This window comes from Reyranella soli, assembly GCF_007992495.1.
Taxonomy (GTDB): Bacteria; Pseudomonadota; Alphaproteobacteria; order Reyranellales; family Reyranellaceae; genus Reyranella; species Reyranella soli.
Genome location: NZ_BKAJ01000098.1, coordinates 13,503 through 27,930, shown reverse-complemented (window position 1 = coordinate 27,930; position 14,428 = coordinate 13,503). Strand labels below are relative to the sequence as shown.

General features: G+C 64.9%; 15 protein-coding genes. 11 read left to right on the top strand and 4 right to left on the bottom strand.

All coding sequences use genetic code 11. The features are described 5' to 3' along the window. Nucleotides 1-3 precede the first annotated feature (3 nt). The 4 genes from RSO01_RS27450 to RSO01_RS27435 form a co-directional block, all read right to left on the bottom strand. Nucleotides 4-1,077, bottom strand: a complete 1,074-nt coding sequence (locus tag RSO01_RS27450; protein WP_246158854.1) for a class I SAM-dependent methyltransferase — start codon at nt 1,075-1,077, stop codon at nt 4-6. Nucleotides 1,078-1,104: 27 nt separating this feature from the next. Further along, on the bottom strand, nt 1,105-1,911 hold the full coding sequence (gene lgt, locus RSO01_RS27445; RefSeq protein ID WP_147153480.1) for a prolipoprotein diacylglyceryl transferase: 807 nt from the start codon (nt 1,909-1,911) through the stop codon (nt 1,105-1,107). Between the two features lie 65 nt (nt 1,912-1,976). Next, nucleotides 1,977-2,681, bottom strand: coding sequence for a YbaY family lipoprotein (locus RSO01_RS27440; protein WP_147153478.1), 705 nt, complete (start codon nt 2,679-2,681; stop codon nt 1,977-1,979). Between the two features lie 226 nt (nt 2,682-2,907). Next, a complete protein-coding gene (locus tag RSO01_RS27435) occupies nt 2,908-3,417 on the bottom strand; it encodes a type III secretion system chaperone family protein (RefSeq protein ID WP_147153476.1) in 510 nt (169 codons plus the stop codon). A gap of 377 nt (nt 3,418-3,794) precedes the next feature. Between RSO01_RS27435 and RSO01_RS27430 the strand changes: the two genes are divergently transcribed. From RSO01_RS27430 to RSO01_RS27380, 11 genes are all read left to right on the top strand, one after another. Further along, on the top strand, nt 3,795-5,153 hold the full coding sequence (locus tag RSO01_RS27430) for a CmpA/NrtA family ABC transporter substrate-binding protein (RefSeq protein WP_147153475.1): 1,359 nt from the start codon (nt 3,795-3,797) through the stop codon (nt 5,151-5,153). A 4-nt stretch (nt 5,154-5,157) separates the two neighbouring features. Then, complete coding sequence (gene ntrB / locus RSO01_RS27425) at nt 5,158-6,012, top strand: nitrate ABC transporter permease (RefSeq protein WP_147153473.1); 855 nt, start codon at nt 5,158-5,160, stop codon at nt 6,010-6,012. 4 nt (nt 6,013-6,016) lie between these two features. Then, nucleotides 6,017-6,913: an ABC transporter ATP-binding protein gene (locus RSO01_RS27420; protein ID WP_147153471.1), complete on the top strand. Its 897-nt coding sequence runs from the start codon at nt 6,017-6,019 to the stop codon at nt 6,911-6,913. Between the two features lie 22 nt (nt 6,914-6,935). Beyond that, nucleotides 6,936-7,382 (top strand): cyanase, encoded by a 447-nt coding sequence (gene cynS / locus RSO01_RS27415; RefSeq protein WP_147153469.1) that lies wholly within the window; start codon nt 6,936-6,938, stop codon nt 7,380-7,382. A 217-nt stretch (nt 7,383-7,599) separates the two neighbouring features. After that, nucleotides 7,600-9,921: a DUF6165 family protein gene (locus RSO01_RS27410; protein WP_147153466.1), complete on the top strand. Its 2,322-nt coding sequence runs from the start codon at nt 7,600-7,602 to the stop codon at nt 9,919-9,921. Continuing rightward, nucleotides 9,918-10,715 (top strand): FkbM family methyltransferase, encoded by a 798-nt coding sequence (locus RSO01_RS27405; protein WP_147153464.1) that lies wholly within the window; start codon nt 9,918-9,920, stop codon nt 10,713-10,715. Before RSO01_RS27410 ends, RSO01_RS27405 begins: the two co-directional genes overlap by 4 nt. 30 nt (nt 10,716-10,745) lie before the next feature. Continuing rightward, nucleotides 10,746-11,501, top strand: a complete 756-nt coding sequence (locus RSO01_RS27400; protein WP_147153462.1) for a GntR family transcriptional regulator — start codon at nt 10,746-10,748, stop codon at nt 11,499-11,501. Continuing rightward, entirely contained in the window at nt 11,498-12,331 is an 834-nt protein-coding gene (locus tag RSO01_RS27395) for a transporter substrate-binding domain-containing protein (RefSeq protein WP_147153460.1), read from the top strand. The genes RSO01_RS27400 and RSO01_RS27395 overlap by 4 nt, the downstream gene beginning before the upstream one ends. 6 nt (nt 12,332-12,337) lie before the next feature. Beyond that, the gene (locus RSO01_RS27390; RefSeq protein ID WP_147153458.1) at nt 12,338-13,018 is read left to right on the top strand and encodes an amino acid ABC transporter permease; all 681 of its coding nucleotides are present in this window, start codon (nt 12,338-12,340) and stop codon (nt 13,016-13,018) included. A gap of 1 nt (nt 13,019) precedes the next feature. Next, entirely contained in the window at nt 13,020-13,682 is a 663-nt protein-coding gene (locus RSO01_RS27385) for an amino acid ABC transporter permease (RefSeq protein WP_147153456.1), read from the top strand. Beyond that, a complete protein-coding gene (locus tag RSO01_RS27380) occupies nt 13,679-14,419 on the top strand; it encodes an amino acid ABC transporter ATP-binding protein (RefSeq protein ID WP_147153454.1) in 741 nt (246 codons plus the stop codon). Before RSO01_RS27385 ends, RSO01_RS27380 begins: the two co-directional genes overlap by 4 nt. The last annotated feature ends 9 nt before the right edge of the window (nt 14,420-14,428 follow it).

The following is a 14,428-nucleotide window of genomic DNA, read 5'->3' as shown; positions in this document are numbered from 1 at the left end:
GTTCTAGTCCGAGGGGGTATCCGCAAAACCGGCCGGCGCAGCGCTTCTGTCGTCGCCCACGGCCAAAACGCGGAAGAGGGTGCCCATTTGGTCGGGCGCGATCAAGCGAGCCAACGCCGCATCGATCGCGGCGCGCTGGGCCTCGGTGGCACGGGCTTTCAGGGCTTTGGCCCGTTCGGCGATGCCCAGGCGCCGCAGGAAGTCGCCCTGGCCGACCGGGCCGAAGGTCGGCCGGCCGGTCGCCTGCGCCAAAGCGGCGAAATCGACATGGGCGCTGAGATCCGTCTCGCCTGGCCGGTCGAGGATATCGGTCCCGCGATGGCCGCGGACGGCCTGCAGCGAGGCGCCGAGCGCGCCGTCATGGCCGTAATCCACGATCAGCGCCCAGCCGGCGAAGCGCTGGAGGCGCTCGCCAATCGCGCCGGCGAGGGCAAGGCCGGCCTCGCAGAGCTCGGCCTGCGCGCCGACCGGGGCGTCGGGCAGCGCCGATGCATAAGGCGTCACGCCGGGCGCCAGCGCCAGGCGCAGGCTGCCGTCGTCGGCAAGGCCGACCATGCGCTCGGCCCAGCCGCGCGCGGTCCTCTCGAACTGGCGCACGGGCAGGGCGTCGAAGAACTCGTTGGCGACCAACAGCAGCGGCCCCTCGGGGACATCGTCGAAGCGGGCATGCCATGTCGGCTTGTAGGCGGCGAGTACCTCGCCCTGCAGGGTGCGCAGCTGCTCGTTGATGTCGACGAGATGGAGATCGATCGCGGCATGAAAGCCCGGCACGCCGCGGGTCGCTCGCATGGCATCGGCCATCAACGTGCCGCGTCCCGGGCCGAGCTCGACCAGGCGCACCGGCGATGGCCATCCCATCGCCAGCCAGCGCTCGGCGAGCCACGCCCCCAAAAGCTCGCCGAACATCTGGGAGATCTCGGGTGCCGTCGTGAAGTCGCCGGCGGCGCCGACGGGCAGGGCCTCGCGGTAGTAGCCGAGCCGCGGATGGCCGAGCGCCTCGGCCATGAAGTCGCTGAGCGAGATCGGGCCGCTGAGCGCGATCCGTTGGGCGATCAGCCGGCCGAGCTCAGTGTTCACGACAACTCTATGGTCATGACACGGGGGTCATGACACGGGCGGCCGGGCGTAGGCACGAGTGATCAGCCAGGCGCCAATGAACAGCAATGGCACCGACAGCAGCATGCCCATGGTGATTGGCCCCCACAGATAGCCGAGATGCGCGTCGGGCTCGCGGAACAGCTCGCCGACGATGCGGGCAACGCCGTAGCCCGCGAAGAACACGCCGCAGAGCAGGCCGGGTCGATGACGGCCGTCGGTCAGTCGCCACATCAGCATCATGACAGCAAACAACGCGATGCCCTCGAAGAAGGCCTGGTAGAGCTGGCTGGGATGGCGCGGCAACGGGCCGCCGCGTGGAAACACCATGGCCCAGGCGACGTCGGTCGTGCGCCCCCACAGCTCGCCGTTGATGAAGTTGGCCAGCCGGCCGAAGAACAGGCCGATCGGCGACACGATGGCCAGAAGGTCACCCAGCAGGAAGGGGTCGGTCTTGTTGCGCAGGGAGAAGACGATGGTGGCGACGATGACGCCCAGGAAGCCGCCGTGGAACGACATGCCGCCTTCCCACAGGGTCAGGATGGCGAGCGGGTTCGCGAGGTAGAAGCCGGGCTTGTAGAACAGCACATAGCCCAGCCGGCCGCCCAGGATGACGCCCAGCGCCGCCCACAGCAGGAAGTCGTCGATCTTGGCCGGCGTCAGCACCTTGGGCGACTGCTCGCACAGGCGGCGGACGATCTGCCAGCCGATGACCAAGCCTGCGATATAGGCGAGGGCGTACCAGCGGATGGCGAGCGGCCCGAACTGGACCAGGACGGGATCGATTTCGGGATAGGGGATGACGAGGGGGTTCATTCGGCGAGCGTTATACCCGGATGCCCGGTCCGGATCATGACCCCAGAATCGTCGCAGCGCCGGTCTCAGCGCTTGGCTTGATCCACCTTCTCAAGGGTCAGATCGATGGATTTGCGGAGATCGTCGGCGACGACGGCGCGCGGCTCCTTGAGCTGAAATAGCGTCTGGCGCCCAACGACCAGCCGGGCGGCAATCGCCAGATTGCGTCCATCCAACGAGACATCCTTAGGCACCCGCAGAGCAAAGGGGATAGGCGTTGGCCTGCCGATCCGCACGACCTGTTCCGCCAAGATTTCTTCAGGCGCTGACGTCGACTTGTCGAGGAGCTGGATGCGTAGCTCGGCGCCTCTTGGCAGTGTCGTCTCGGCGTATGCGGCCGATCCGTCGATCATGGTTGCCGGTGGGAGCGTATCGCCAAGTTGCGGGGCGGGATGGCTGGTGTGAAGCATGACCGCCTGGCCTTTTGTATCCAACAGGCAGGTATAGCGAAATGGTACGAAGGTTCCGTCGCGCCGCCGGCGCGCTCCGGTGCCAGTGACCACGGTCGAGATTGTTTGCGTTCCCACTTGATCTTCGACCCGCTCGATCGTGACCCAAGGCCCATCGAGCAGGATGGCGCTGAAAGCTGCATCGGCCTCGCGCGTATCCAAGCCGATTTTGCCGGCACAGCGCGAGATCGCCGACGAAGAGATACCGCCTGCTTCTTGTGCCAGCGCCGTCGTGCTGGCGATAGCGACAAGCAGTGTCACGACCAAGTTCAGCAAATACATAATTAAGCCTTAGGGAGCGACAAACGGGTCGCCACTTTTAGCCTTCTCCAATTCGGATGAAATCATGACAAGGCTGAATGTCGATGCGATTTCGACAACCCACAGGACGCCCCTGAATCGTCGCGGCGCCGGTCTGGGGGACCGGCGCCGCTGAGGACAATCCAACTACATAGACTTATTGGTCTTCGTTTCTTACGAGAGGGGGCGTCGGAGGGTCCTTTTCCGCTCAGGCTTCGCCGACCGTCTCGAGGATCGAGGCGGTCAACGCGTCGAGGGGCGTCTTGCCGGCCCACACGACGTACTGAAAGGCAGGATAGAAGCGCTCGCTTTCGCTGATCGCCACTTCGACCAGGTCGTTGAGCTGCTCGGGCATCAGGCCCGTGGTGCCGCGCAAGGGGATGGCGTGGCGGAACATCGGCAGGCCTTCGTCAGTCCACAGATCGAAGTGGCCCAGCCACATCTTCTCGTTGATCAGCGCCAGCAGCACATGGATGTCGTTGTGGCGCTCGGTCGGGATACGCACGTCGTAGGCGCAGGTGAAGTGCAGCGCCTCTACGTCCTCGCGCCAGCTGAAGAACATGCGGTAGTCGCACCAGCGGCCGGCGACCTCGACGGCGATCTCTCGGTCGGATGTGCGGTCGAAGGGCCAATCGTTGGCGGAGACGACCTTCTCGATCATCTCGAGCGGGTTGAGATCGACTTTTCGTCTGGTCCGCTCATGTCGCGATAACGCCATCGACCCACTCCCCAACCATTTCCGCCTTGCGGCTCCGGATGAACCATTCTTGAGGCGGTTGGCCGACATATCGTGGTGGGTACCCAACAACCCACAAGCCGTAGACTGCCATAAGGGTGAGTCCCACCGCAATAAGAAATCAGACGGAAATCGGGGAAAGAGTCAGGGATTCCATCTATTTAATCCCCAGAGCTAAGATTCGAATCGCAAAATTCCGCTTGTCGAATCGCGTTCTTCTGCCCGATTTTTGAGCAAGTCAGCCGCTGATCCCGCAGCGTCAGCCATTTTCCCAGGATCTGTAGGCCTTGGCATATGGCTTGCGTTCCAAGCCTCCAACGACGCGCCGCTGGCGCCAACAAGGAGGAGGCTTAAAAACCATGTTCAAGGACCCGTTCGATCCCAAGACGCTACTCAGGCAGCGCTGCGCCTGCGGCGGCGACCATGCGCCGGCCGACCACGCCCGCCTGTCGGCTGTACCGACGAGCGACGAGCAGCGTTTCGGCCGGGTGGTCGACGCCGCGGTCCTGCGCGCCGTCTTCCCCGTCGATGCCCGGCGCCGGCTGTTCCTGAAGACGGTCGGAGCGGCGACGGCGATGGCCGCCATCTCCTCCGTCTTCCCGCTGGCCACGGCGCGCGAGGCCTTCGCCCAGGGCGGCGCGCCGGAGAAGAAGGACCTCAAGGTCGGCTTCATCCCCATCACCTGCGCCACGCCCATCATCATGGCCCATCCGATGGGCTTCTATTCCAAGCAGGGCCTCAACGTCGAAGTGGTCAAGACGGCAGGCTGGGCCGTCATCCGCGACAAGTCGCTGGCCAAGGAATACGACGCCGCGCACATGCTCTCGCCGATGCCGCTCGCCATCTCGCTGGGCGTCGGCTCGAACCCCGTGCCGTGGACGATGCCGGCGATCGAGAACATCAACGGCCAGGCCATCACCTTGGCCATCAAGCACAAGGACAAGCGCAACCCGAAGGACTGGAAGGGCTTCCGCTTTGCCGTGCCGTTCGACTACTCGATGCACAACTACCTGCTGCGCTACTACGTGGCCGAGCACGGGCTCGATCCCGACAAGGACATCTCGATCCGCTCGGTGCCGCCGCCGGAGATGGTGGCCAACCTGCGCGCCGACAACATCGACGGCTATCTCGGCCCCGATCCCTTCAACCAGCGCGCCGTGTTCGACGGCATCGGCTTCATCCATCTGCTGACCAAGGAGCTGTGGGACGGCCATCCGTGCTGCGCCTTCACGGTCAGCAAGGAATTCGCCACCCAGAATCCCAATGCCTACCGTGCGCTGCTGAAGTCGATCATTGACGCCACGGCCTATGCCTCCAAGCAGGAGAACCGCAAGGAGATCGCCAAGGCGATCGCGCCCACCAACTACCTGAACCAGCCCGAGACGGTGCTGGAGCAGATCCTGACCGGCACCTACGCCGACGGCCTGGGCGCGGTGAAGAAGGATCCCAACCGCATCGACTTCGATCCGTTCCCCTGGAACCAGTTCGCCATCTGGATCATGACCCAGATGAAGCGCTGGGGTCAGCTCAAGGGCGACGTCGACTACGCCAAGGTGGCGGCCGACGTCTATCTCGCCACCGATACCGCCAACATGATGAAGGAGATGGGGCTCACCCCGCCCGATCCCAGCAAGAAGACCATCGTGGTCATGGGCAAGGCCTTCGATCCGGCCAAGCCAAACGAATACGTCGACAGCTTCGCGATCAAGCGGAGCTGAGGTCGTGCCGACGCTCAAGAAGTCGCTGGGGCTGCGCGCGGCCCTGCTGTCGTTCCTCATCTTCGCCGCCATCGTCGGACTGTGGCAGATCGCGGCCCAGCCGCCGGCCGCCTCGGGCCCGGCGGTCGATCCCGAATATGCCAAGCTGGTCGGCGCCGCGGCGGCGACCGGGACGAAGTCGGCGATGCCGACGCCCGCCGACATCGGCGTCACCATCTGGAAGCACCTGATGGATCCCTTCTACGTGAAGGGCACCAACGACAAGGGCATCGGTATCCAGCTCGCCTATTCGCTGGGCCGCGTGCTGCTGGGCTTCGGGCTCGCCGCCCTGTTCGCCGTGCCGCTGGGCTTCCTGATCGGCATGTCGCCGCTGGTCTATCGCGCGCTCGATCCGTTCATCCAGATCCTGAAGCCGGTGTCGCCGCTCGCCTGGATGCCGCTGGCGCTCTACACCATCAAGGACAGCGCCATCTCCTCGATCTTCGTGATCTTCATCTGCTCGGTCTGGCCGATGCTTATAAACACGGCGTTCGGCGTGGCGAGCGTGCGGCGTGAATGGCTGAACGTGGCGCGCACCCTCGAGGTCGGGCCGTTCCGCACCGCCTTCAAGGTCATCCTGCCGGCGGCCGCGCCCACCATCATGACCGGCATGAGGATCTCGATCGGCATCGCTTGGCTGGTGATCGTCGCGGCCGAGATGCTCGTGGGCGGCACCGGCATCGGCTACTTCGTGTGGAACGAGTGGAACAACCTCTCGATCGCCAACATCGTCACCGCCATCCTGCTGATCGGCGTGGTCGGGCTGCTGCTCGACCAGGGGCTGGCGCGGCTCACCAAGCTCGTGACCTACCCGGAATAGCCTGATGGAACGCCCCCTCATCAGCGTCGAGGGCCTGGCCCGCCGCTTCGGCGACGGCAACCAGCCCGCCGTGTTCGAGAACATCTGGTTCGGCATCGACCGCGGCGAGTTCGTCTGCCTGATCGGCCATTCCGGCTGCGGCAAGACCACGATCCTGAACGTGCTGGCCGGCCTCGACCAGCCGAGCGATGGCGCCGTCATCGTCGACAACCGCGAGATCGACGGGCCGAGCCTCGATCGCGCCGTGATCTTCCAGGGCCATGCCCTGCTGCCGTGGCTGACGGTGATGGGCAACATCGCCTTCGCCGTTTCCTCGCGCTGGCCCAAGTGGGACCGCGCCCGTGTCGCCGAGCATTCGCGCAAGTTCATCGAGCTGGTCGGGCTCAAGGGTGCAGAGAACAAGCGGCCGGCGCAGCTCTCGGGCGGCATGAAGCAGCGCGTCGGAATTGCTCGTGCGCTCTCCATTCAGCCCAAGATGCTCCTGATGGACGAGCCGTTCAGCGCGCTCGATGCGCTGACCCGCGGCATGCTGCAGGACGAGGTCCTGCGCATCTGCGCCGACACCCGGCAGACGGTGTTCATGATCACCCACGACGTCGACGAGGCGATCTTGCTCGCCGACAAGATCGTGCTGATGACCAACGGGCCAGGCGCCAAGATCGCCGAGATCGTGGTCAACACCATGCCGCGCAACGAACGGCACCGGAACGACCTGCATCGCCATCCGCAATACTACGCCATCCGCAATCATCTCGTGGAGTTCCTGGTCAACCGCTCCAAGGCCTTCGACCAGGAAATCGCGGACGGCAGCTACGACCCGCGCCGGCTCAAGCTGGTGAAGCCGGGCCTGGCCGCGGTCAATCCGCCGGCCGAAGTCGTGCCGCTTCGGCACACCCATTGAACAAGCAAGACGGAGACACGCAATGAAACGGGCAGACGTCACCGAGAAGATCCTCACCGCCAAGCGGCTGAAGGAGCTCACCTGGGAGGAGATCGCCAAGAAGATCGGCGGCGCCTCCAAGATCATCGTCACGGCGGCCTGCATGGGCCAGATGAAGATGACCAAGGAGCAGGCGACCAAGGCCGCCAAGCTGTTCGGCCTGGGCAAGGAAGAGACCCTGCTCTTGCAGGAGGTGCCCTATCGCGGCTCGCTGCCCCAGGTGCCGCCGACCGATCCGCTGATCTATCGCTTCTACGAGCTGGTGCAGGTCTACGGCACGACCTGGAAGGAACTGATCCAGGAGGAATTCGGCGACGGCATCATGTCGGCCATCGACTTCGACATGACCATGGAGCGCCAGCCTGACCAGAAAGGTGATCGGGTGAAGATCGCCATGTCGGGCAAGTTCCTGTCGTACAAGACGTACTGATTCTCCACCTCTTTCCCGTCATCCCGAGCGAAGCCGCCTGAAGGGCGGCGTAGTCGAAGGACCTCTTTTTGTCGATGCATCAACAAAAGAGGTCCCTCCGCTCCGCCTCGCTGCGCTCGGCTCCGGTCGGGATGACGGAGAGGTCGATGGTTGATGCCGTCGGCCTGTCCACACGTGGCTTGATACATCATGGCGGAGCCGCCTACCTTGCCCGCGGATGAAAGACCCTCCACCTCTCGCTGCTCGGCGCTCCGCGACCGGGGATGACGCCGAAGGCGTCCGGGACACGCTGGAGAAGGCCCGGGCGCTCTATCGACAAGGGCAAGTCGTCCAGGCGCAGGCGATCATGGAGGAAGTCCTCAAGTCGCAGCCTCGACACCATGAAGCGCTCCATCTGTCGGGGTTGATCGCTTACCGGGGGGAAAATCCCCGAAGCGCGGCCGAACTGATCGGCAAGGCAATAGAGCTGAATCCCGGGTTGCCGGCTCCCCACAACAATCTCGGCAATGCATTGCGGGCCCTCAACCAGCCAATGGCTGCGATCGAGAGCTTCGACCGCGCACTTGCCCTCAATCCGAATCTGGCGGAAGCGCACTTCAATCGCGCCAACGCGCTGCTCGATCTCAACCGGTTTGAGGCCGCGGTCGAGAGCTACGACCGCGCCATCGCCCTCAAGCCGACGCACGCCGAAGCTCACAACAATCGCGGCAATGCGCTTGCGGCCCTGGGCAAGCAGCAGGCCGCGATCGCTTCCTATGACCGGGCGGTCGACCTCAAGCCGGACTACGCCATGGCCCTCAACAACCGTGGCGTCGCGCATATTGCGCTCAAGCGGCCGGACGCTGCTTTGGAGGACTTCGACCGGGCAATCGCCCTGCAGCCGCTGTTCGCGATGGCCCACAACAATCGTGGCAACGCACTGACGCGCCTCAGCCGGCTACGCGCCGCTGCCGAAAGCTACAGCCGCGCGATCGGCTTGGCCCCCAAGCTTGCGGAGCCCTACACCAATCTTGGCAGCGCGCTCGTGTCGCTCGGCCAACCACGGGCCGCCCTGCAACAGATCGATCGCGCGCTCGACTTGAGACCCGACTACGCCATGGCGCTCAGCCATCGTGGCGATGCCCTGCGAGCGCTGCTTCAGCTCGAAGCAGCCATCGAAAGCTATGACCGTGCGATGGCGTTGAAGCCGGACGACGCGTTGTTCCGCTTGAACCAGGCGATCGCGAAGCTGCAGTCCGGCGATTTTGCCGGCGGATGGCCGCTCTACGAATGGCGCACGCAGACGGAAGAGGCCGGCAGCCCGAGAACCTACGCCGAGCCGGTCTGGACCGGCGTCGAGGATATTTCGGGGAAGACCCTCTTCGTTCGCCACGAGCAGGGCCTCGGCGACACCATACAGTTCAGCCGATACGTCAAGCTCGCGGAGGCTCGGGGCGCCAAGGTCGTGTTCTCCGTACAGGACCGGCTGGTCCGGCTGATGAGCACATTGTCGCCGACGGTCACTGTCGTCGATTCCAGGACGCAACCGCGAAAGTTCGACTATCATATCGCCTTGCTCAGCATGCCGTTGGCGTTCGGCACGACCGAGCAAAGCATTCCCGCTGAAGCAGTCTACCTTCGCGCTGAGCCGGCCAGAGTGGACGCGTGGGCAAGACGGATTGGCGATCAAGGATTCAAGATCGGCATTGCCTGGCAGGGAAACCCGCGCAGCAAGGCCGATCGTGGCCGGTCGGCGACGCTGGAATGCTTCAAGGCGTTTGCGGATATGCAGGGCGTGCGCCTCATCAGCCTTCAGGTGGCTGACGGCGTGGAGCAACTCGGGCAGTTGCCCGACGGGCTGCGCGTGGAGACGTTGGGTGACGGCCTCGACGAAGGATCGGATGGCTTCATCGACACGGCGGCCGTCATCGCAAACCTGGACCTTGTCATAACCGTCGATACGTCGATCGCCCACCTGGCGGCGGCCCTGGGCAAGCCCACCTGGGTCGCCCTGAAATATTCACCGGACTGGCGTTGGCTTCTCGGGCGATCGGACAGTCCCTGGTATCCGACGGTACGGCTGTTCAGGCAGGAGTCGATCGGCGACTGGTCAAAGGTCTTTGCCGACATGGCGGCGGCCCTTGCCGAGCGGCTGGCCGTTTCCCTGCCATCGACGATCCCTCACGTGCCGATCTCCTGGGGCGAGCTTTTAGACAAGATCACCATCCTCGAGATCAAGAGTGAGCGGCTGACGGCAGAGAGCTCCCTTGCCAATGTTCGCCATGAGCTCTCGCTGCTCACGGCCGTCGCGCAAAGCCTGCTTGGCGGCGACGAGGAACTCCTGCGGCTCAAAGATCAGCTGAAGTCGGTGAACGAGACGCTCTGGCGGATCGAGGCGGACATCCGCGCGAAGGAGGAGCGGGAACAGTTCGACCAGGGTTTCATCGAGCTGGCCCGTTCTGTCTACCGACACAACGACGAGCGGGCCGCGATCAAGAGGCAGATCAACCTCAGGACCGGTTCGACGCTGGTCGAAGAGAAGAGCTACTCGGCCGAATGACACCCGATCAGGAGCCGATCCTCACTGCCGACCATCTGCGGCTGCGCCGCTGCCGTCACGGCACGATGATGTACAATCTGAACGACGCCTTCATCGGCACCATGCTCGATCTGTATGGCGAATTTTCCGAAGGCGAGACCGATGTCTTCCGCCAGGTGCTGCGGCCCGGCATGACGGCGGTGGAAGTCGGGGCGAACATCGGCGCGCACACCCTCTCTCTCGCCAAATTCGTCGGACCGGGCGGCCGTGTCGTGGCCATCGAGCCGCAGCGCAGCGTATTCCAGCTGCTGTGCGGCAACCTGGCCCTGAACGGCATTGAGCACGTGGAGGCCGTGCACGCGGCCGTCGGAAGCGCACCGGGCTCGATCGCCGTGCCGCGACTGGACAGCCGGGCAAGACAGAACTTCGGAGGCTTGAGCCTGGGAGGGGCGCAACAGGGCGACCAGGTCCGCCTGTTGACGCTGGACAGCCTTAACCTGGCCGCTTGCCACTTCATCAAGATCGACGTCGAAGGCATGGAATCCGAGGTGCTGAGCGGCGCGACCGAGACCATCAAGCGCGCTTGGCCCATCCTCTATGTCGAAAACGACCGGAAGGAAAAATCCGCGACGCTGATCCGGCAGCTCCAGGATCTGGACTACCGGTGCTATTGGCATACCCCCGCCTATGTCCGGGTGCCCAACTTTCGAGGCAACGCTGACAACCGGTTTCCGAAGCTGATTTCGATCAACATGCTCTGCGCCCCCCGCAGTCGTAATTTTCCAGGCACCGGGCTTCGGGAAGTCGAGACCTGAGCCTCCGCCCTTGCCGGAGAGTGCCCACCCATGGCAGATTGTCAACAATCGACGATCAGCCAAAAGTGGGACGAGTTGGCCTTATCGGACCTTTCGACGCCGGAACTGGGCCTGGGGCCTGTCCCCAAGGCGACGCTACGCGCCCACATCGCCGAGCGCCTGCGCGCGGCGATCCTGGCCGGCGACATCGCGCCGGGGGCGCCGCTGACCGAGACGGCGCTGTCGAGCCGCTTCAACGTCAGCCGCGGGCCGCTTCGCGAGGCAATGCGCCAGCTCATCGAGGAAGGGCTGCTGGTGACGGTGCCCTACACCGGCACGCACGTCGCCGCGCTGTCGGTCGAGGATGTGCGCGAGATCTACTCGCTGCGCACCGCGCTGGAGATCTTCGCCTTCGAGCAGGTGTGGGAGCACCGCGACGATCGCTTCAGCCGCGAGCTCCATCGGCGCAACGCGGCGCTGCTGGCCAGCATCGATGCCGGCGACGATCGCACCAGCATCTCGACCGAGCTCGAGCTGCACGGCCTGGTCTTCGAAGCGAGCGGCCACAAACTGCTGCAGCGCGCCTGGCATGGGTTGCGCGGTCGCCTGCAACTCTATTGGGCCGCCCATCATCGCGCCCATGGGATGCGCGGACCCAGGCGCGACAGCCACGACAGCTACATCAAGGCCGCTCTCGGCAGCGACCTCGATGCGCTGCGTCTGGAGATTGCCGACCACATGCGCCGTGGCGCGGTGGTCACGGAGAAGTTCGTTTCGGGGGAATCGAGGAAGGGGAACACGACATGACGATCAAGCGCCGCAAGGTCCTGGCCGGGACCGCCTGGGGACTCGCTGCAGCAGCCTTGCCGTTGCTGCCCGCTCACGCCGGCACCATCGAAGAGACCAAGAAGCGCGGCACCTTCCGCGTCGGCGTCACCCAGGCGCCGCCGTGGTTCTCAAAGGATCCCAAGAGCGGCCAGTGGTCGTCGGGCCTCGGCATCTCCATGGGCAAGGCGATGGCCGATGCGCTGGGCGTCAAGCTCGAGACCGTCGAGGTGAGCTGGGGCAACGCCATCGCCGCGCTGCAATCCGACAAGATCGACATCATGTTCATGCTCGACGCCACGCCGGAGCGGAAGCAGGCCGTCGACTTTCCGGAATCGCCGTTGCTCTACTATTCGCTGGCCGTGCTGGCGCGCGATGACCTTCCGGCGAAGACCTGGGGGGACCTCAACAAGCCCGGCGTGCGTATCGCCGTGCCGCAGGCCTCGTCGATGGATCGCTTCGTCAGCGAGCACGCCGCCAAGGCCGACCTGCAGCGCTTCCCCGACAATGCCGCCGCCATTGCGGCGTTCCAGTCAGGCCGCGTCGACGCCGTATGCCTGTTCCATCCGCCGCTGCTCGCCGCCCGCCAGCGCCTGGGCAAGGGAAAGATCGTGGTGCCGACGCCGGCGCAGTCGCAGGCCTCCAGCGCGGCCATCCGCAAGAACGATGCGGAGTTCGTCGCCTGGGTCGATAGGGAGCTCGCTGCCTTCTACAAGAGCGGCCAGACGCAGAAATGGTACGAGGCCGCGCTCAGCGACTTCGGGCTCGATCCAACGCTCGCGCCGCCGGTCATGAAGGAGATGATCAAGTAGGCTGTCGTGGCCTACCAGTGGGACTTCACCCCGGTCTTCGCCAACAGCGAGCTGTTGGCGCAGGGGCTTTTGAACACGCTCAAGGTCACCGGCGCCTCGCTCGCCTGTGGTCTGGTGCTGGGGCTGGGGTTCGCCCTGATGCGGCTGTCGAGGCATCGGCTGGCGTCGTGGCCGGCAGGTTTCGTCATAGAAGTGTTCCGCACCACGCCGCCCTTGGTGCAGCTCTTCTGGTTCTTCTTCGCCCTGCCGCTGATCGCCGGCATCGAGATGACGCCGTTGCTGGCGGCGATCGTCACCTTCTCGATCCAGTCGGCGGCCTTCTTCGCCGAGGTGTTCCGCGCCGGCATCGTCTCGGTCGAGCGCGGCCAGTGGGACGGCGCGCGAGCGATCGGCATGACGAACGGTCAGGCGCTGCGCCGCATCGTCCTGCCACAGGCGATCAAGCGCATGATCCCGGCCTTCATGGAGCGTGCCATCGAGCTCATGAAAACGACGACCCTGGTCGCCACCATCGCCTACGCCGACCTGCTGTTCGCCGCCAACGAGATCGCCCAGAAGACGTTCAGGCCGCTCGAGACCTTCACGGTCGCGGCGCTGATCTATTTCGTCGTCATCACGGCCATTAGCCTGCTGGCCCGCCAGCTCGAGCGGCGGCTCGCCGTCAGCGGCGAATCGACGGTGCACTGACATGCACCAGTGGGATTTCGCCTCGGTCCTCGACAATGCCGACGTGTTTGCCGTCGGCGCGCTCGGCACGCTGCGCATCTTTGCGATCTGTCTCGTTGCGGGTTTGAGCTTCGGCCTGGTGGTCGGGCTGGGCCGCTATTCGCAGCGCCGCGTCTTCTATTGGCCGGCGACGGCGTTCGTCGAATTCTTCCGCAACACGCCGGTGCTGGTGCAGATCATCTGGTTCTACTTCGCCCTGCCGATCCTGATGCCATTCTCGATCAGCCCCCTGGCGGCGGCCTCGCTCGGCATCTCGCTCAACTCGGCGGCGTTCTCCGCCGAGATCTATCGCGCCGGCATCCAGTCGATCGACCGTGGGCAGTGGGACGGGGCGCGGGCGCTCGGCATGAGCTTCCTGCAGGCCATGCGGCGCATCATCCTGCCGCAGGCGCTCAAGCGCATGACGCCGGCGCTGACCAACCGCGCCATCGAGATCTTCAAGATGTCGACCCTCGCTTCGGCCATTGCCTATGTCGAATTGCTGCAGCAGGCCAAGCTGATCGCCTCGCTGAACTTCAATCCCATCGAGGCCTACACGGCGGTCGCCGTGATCTTCTTCGTCTTCCTGTGGCCAATGGTGCAGCTCACCTATGTGCTGGAACGGCGACTGGCGAGGGACGAATGACCATCCTCAAGGTCAGCGGCCTCATCAAACGCTTCGGCGGCAATGAGGTGATCCGCGGCATCGATCTCGACGTGGAGAAGGGCGAACGCATCGCCGTGCTGGGCGCCTCGGGCTCGGGCAAGTCGACCTTGCTCCGTTGCCTCAACTTCATGGAGATGCCCGACGCCGGCACGATCACGCTTGACGGCAAGTTGGTGGGCCACCGCGAAGCCGAGCTGACGCTGGTGCGCCAACGCATTGGCATGGTGTTCCAGCAGTTCAACCTCTTCCCGCACATGACGGCGCTGGGCAACGTCATGGAGGGCCTGCGCACGGTGCGCCGCATGAGCAAGCCCGATGCTGAGGCGCGCGCCGAGCGCGAGCTGGCCCGGGTCGGTCTGGCCGACAAGGCGGCGCACTATCCGGCGCACCTCTCGGGCGGCCAGAAGCAGCGCGTTGCCATCGCCCGCGCGCTCGCCATGGATCCCGAGCTGCTGCTGTTCGACGAGCCGACCTCCGCTCTCGATCCTGAGCTGGTCGGCGAGGTGCTGGGCGTCATCCGCTCGCTCGCGGAGGAGGGACGCACCATGCTGCTGGTCACCCACGAGCTCGGCTTCGCCTACCACGTGGCCACGCGCGTGATCTTCCTGGCCGACGGCACGATCCACGAGCAGGGCACGCCCGACGAGGTGCTGAAGCATCCGCGGCGCGAGCGCACGCAGGCCTTCCTGGCCCGCCACAAGGAATTCAGTCTCTAGGAGCACCAG

Coding starts and splice junctions, on each gene's coding strand:
- lgt (WP_147153480.1), bottom strand. CDS start 1,911: ATGAACCCCCTCGTCATCCCCTATCCCGAAATCGATCCCGTCCTGGTC.
- RSO01_RS27440 (WP_147153478.1), bottom strand. CDS start 2,681: ATGTATTTGCTGAACTTGGTCGTGACACTGCTTGTCGCTATCGCCAGC.
- RSO01_RS27435 (WP_147153476.1), bottom strand. CDS start 3,417: ATGGCGTTATCGCGACATGAGCGGACCAGACGAAAAGTCGATCTCAAC.
- RSO01_RS27430 (WP_147153475.1), top strand. CDS start 3,795: ATGTTCAAGGACCCGTTCGATCCCAAGACGCTACTCAGGCAGCGCTGC.
- RSO01_RS27420 (WP_147153471.1), top strand. CDS start 6,017: ATGGAACGCCCCCTCATCAGCGTCGAGGGCCTGGCCCGCCGCTTCGGC.
- cynS (WP_147153469.1), top strand. CDS start 6,936: ATGAAACGGGCAGACGTCACCGAGAAGATCCTCACCGCCAAGCGGCTG.
- RSO01_RS27410 (WP_147153466.1), top strand. CDS start 7,600: ATGAAAGACCCTCCACCTCTCGCTGCTCGGCGCTCCGCGACCGGGGAT.
- RSO01_RS27405 (WP_147153464.1), top strand. CDS start 9,918: ATGACACCCGATCAGGAGCCGATCCTCACTGCCGACCATCTGCGGCTG.
- RSO01_RS27400 (WP_147153462.1), top strand. CDS start 10,746: ATGGCAGATTGTCAACAATCGACGATCAGCCAAAAGTGGGACGAGTTG.
- RSO01_RS27395 (WP_147153460.1), top strand. CDS start 11,498: ATGACGATCAAGCGCCGCAAGGTCCTGGCCGGGACCGCCTGGGGACTC.
- RSO01_RS27385 (WP_147153456.1), top strand. CDS start 13,020: ATGCACCAGTGGGATTTCGCCTCGGTCCTCGACAATGCCGACGTGTTT.
- RSO01_RS27380 (WP_147153454.1), top strand. CDS start 13,679: ATGACCATCCTCAAGGTCAGCGGCCTCATCAAACGCTTCGGCGGCAAT.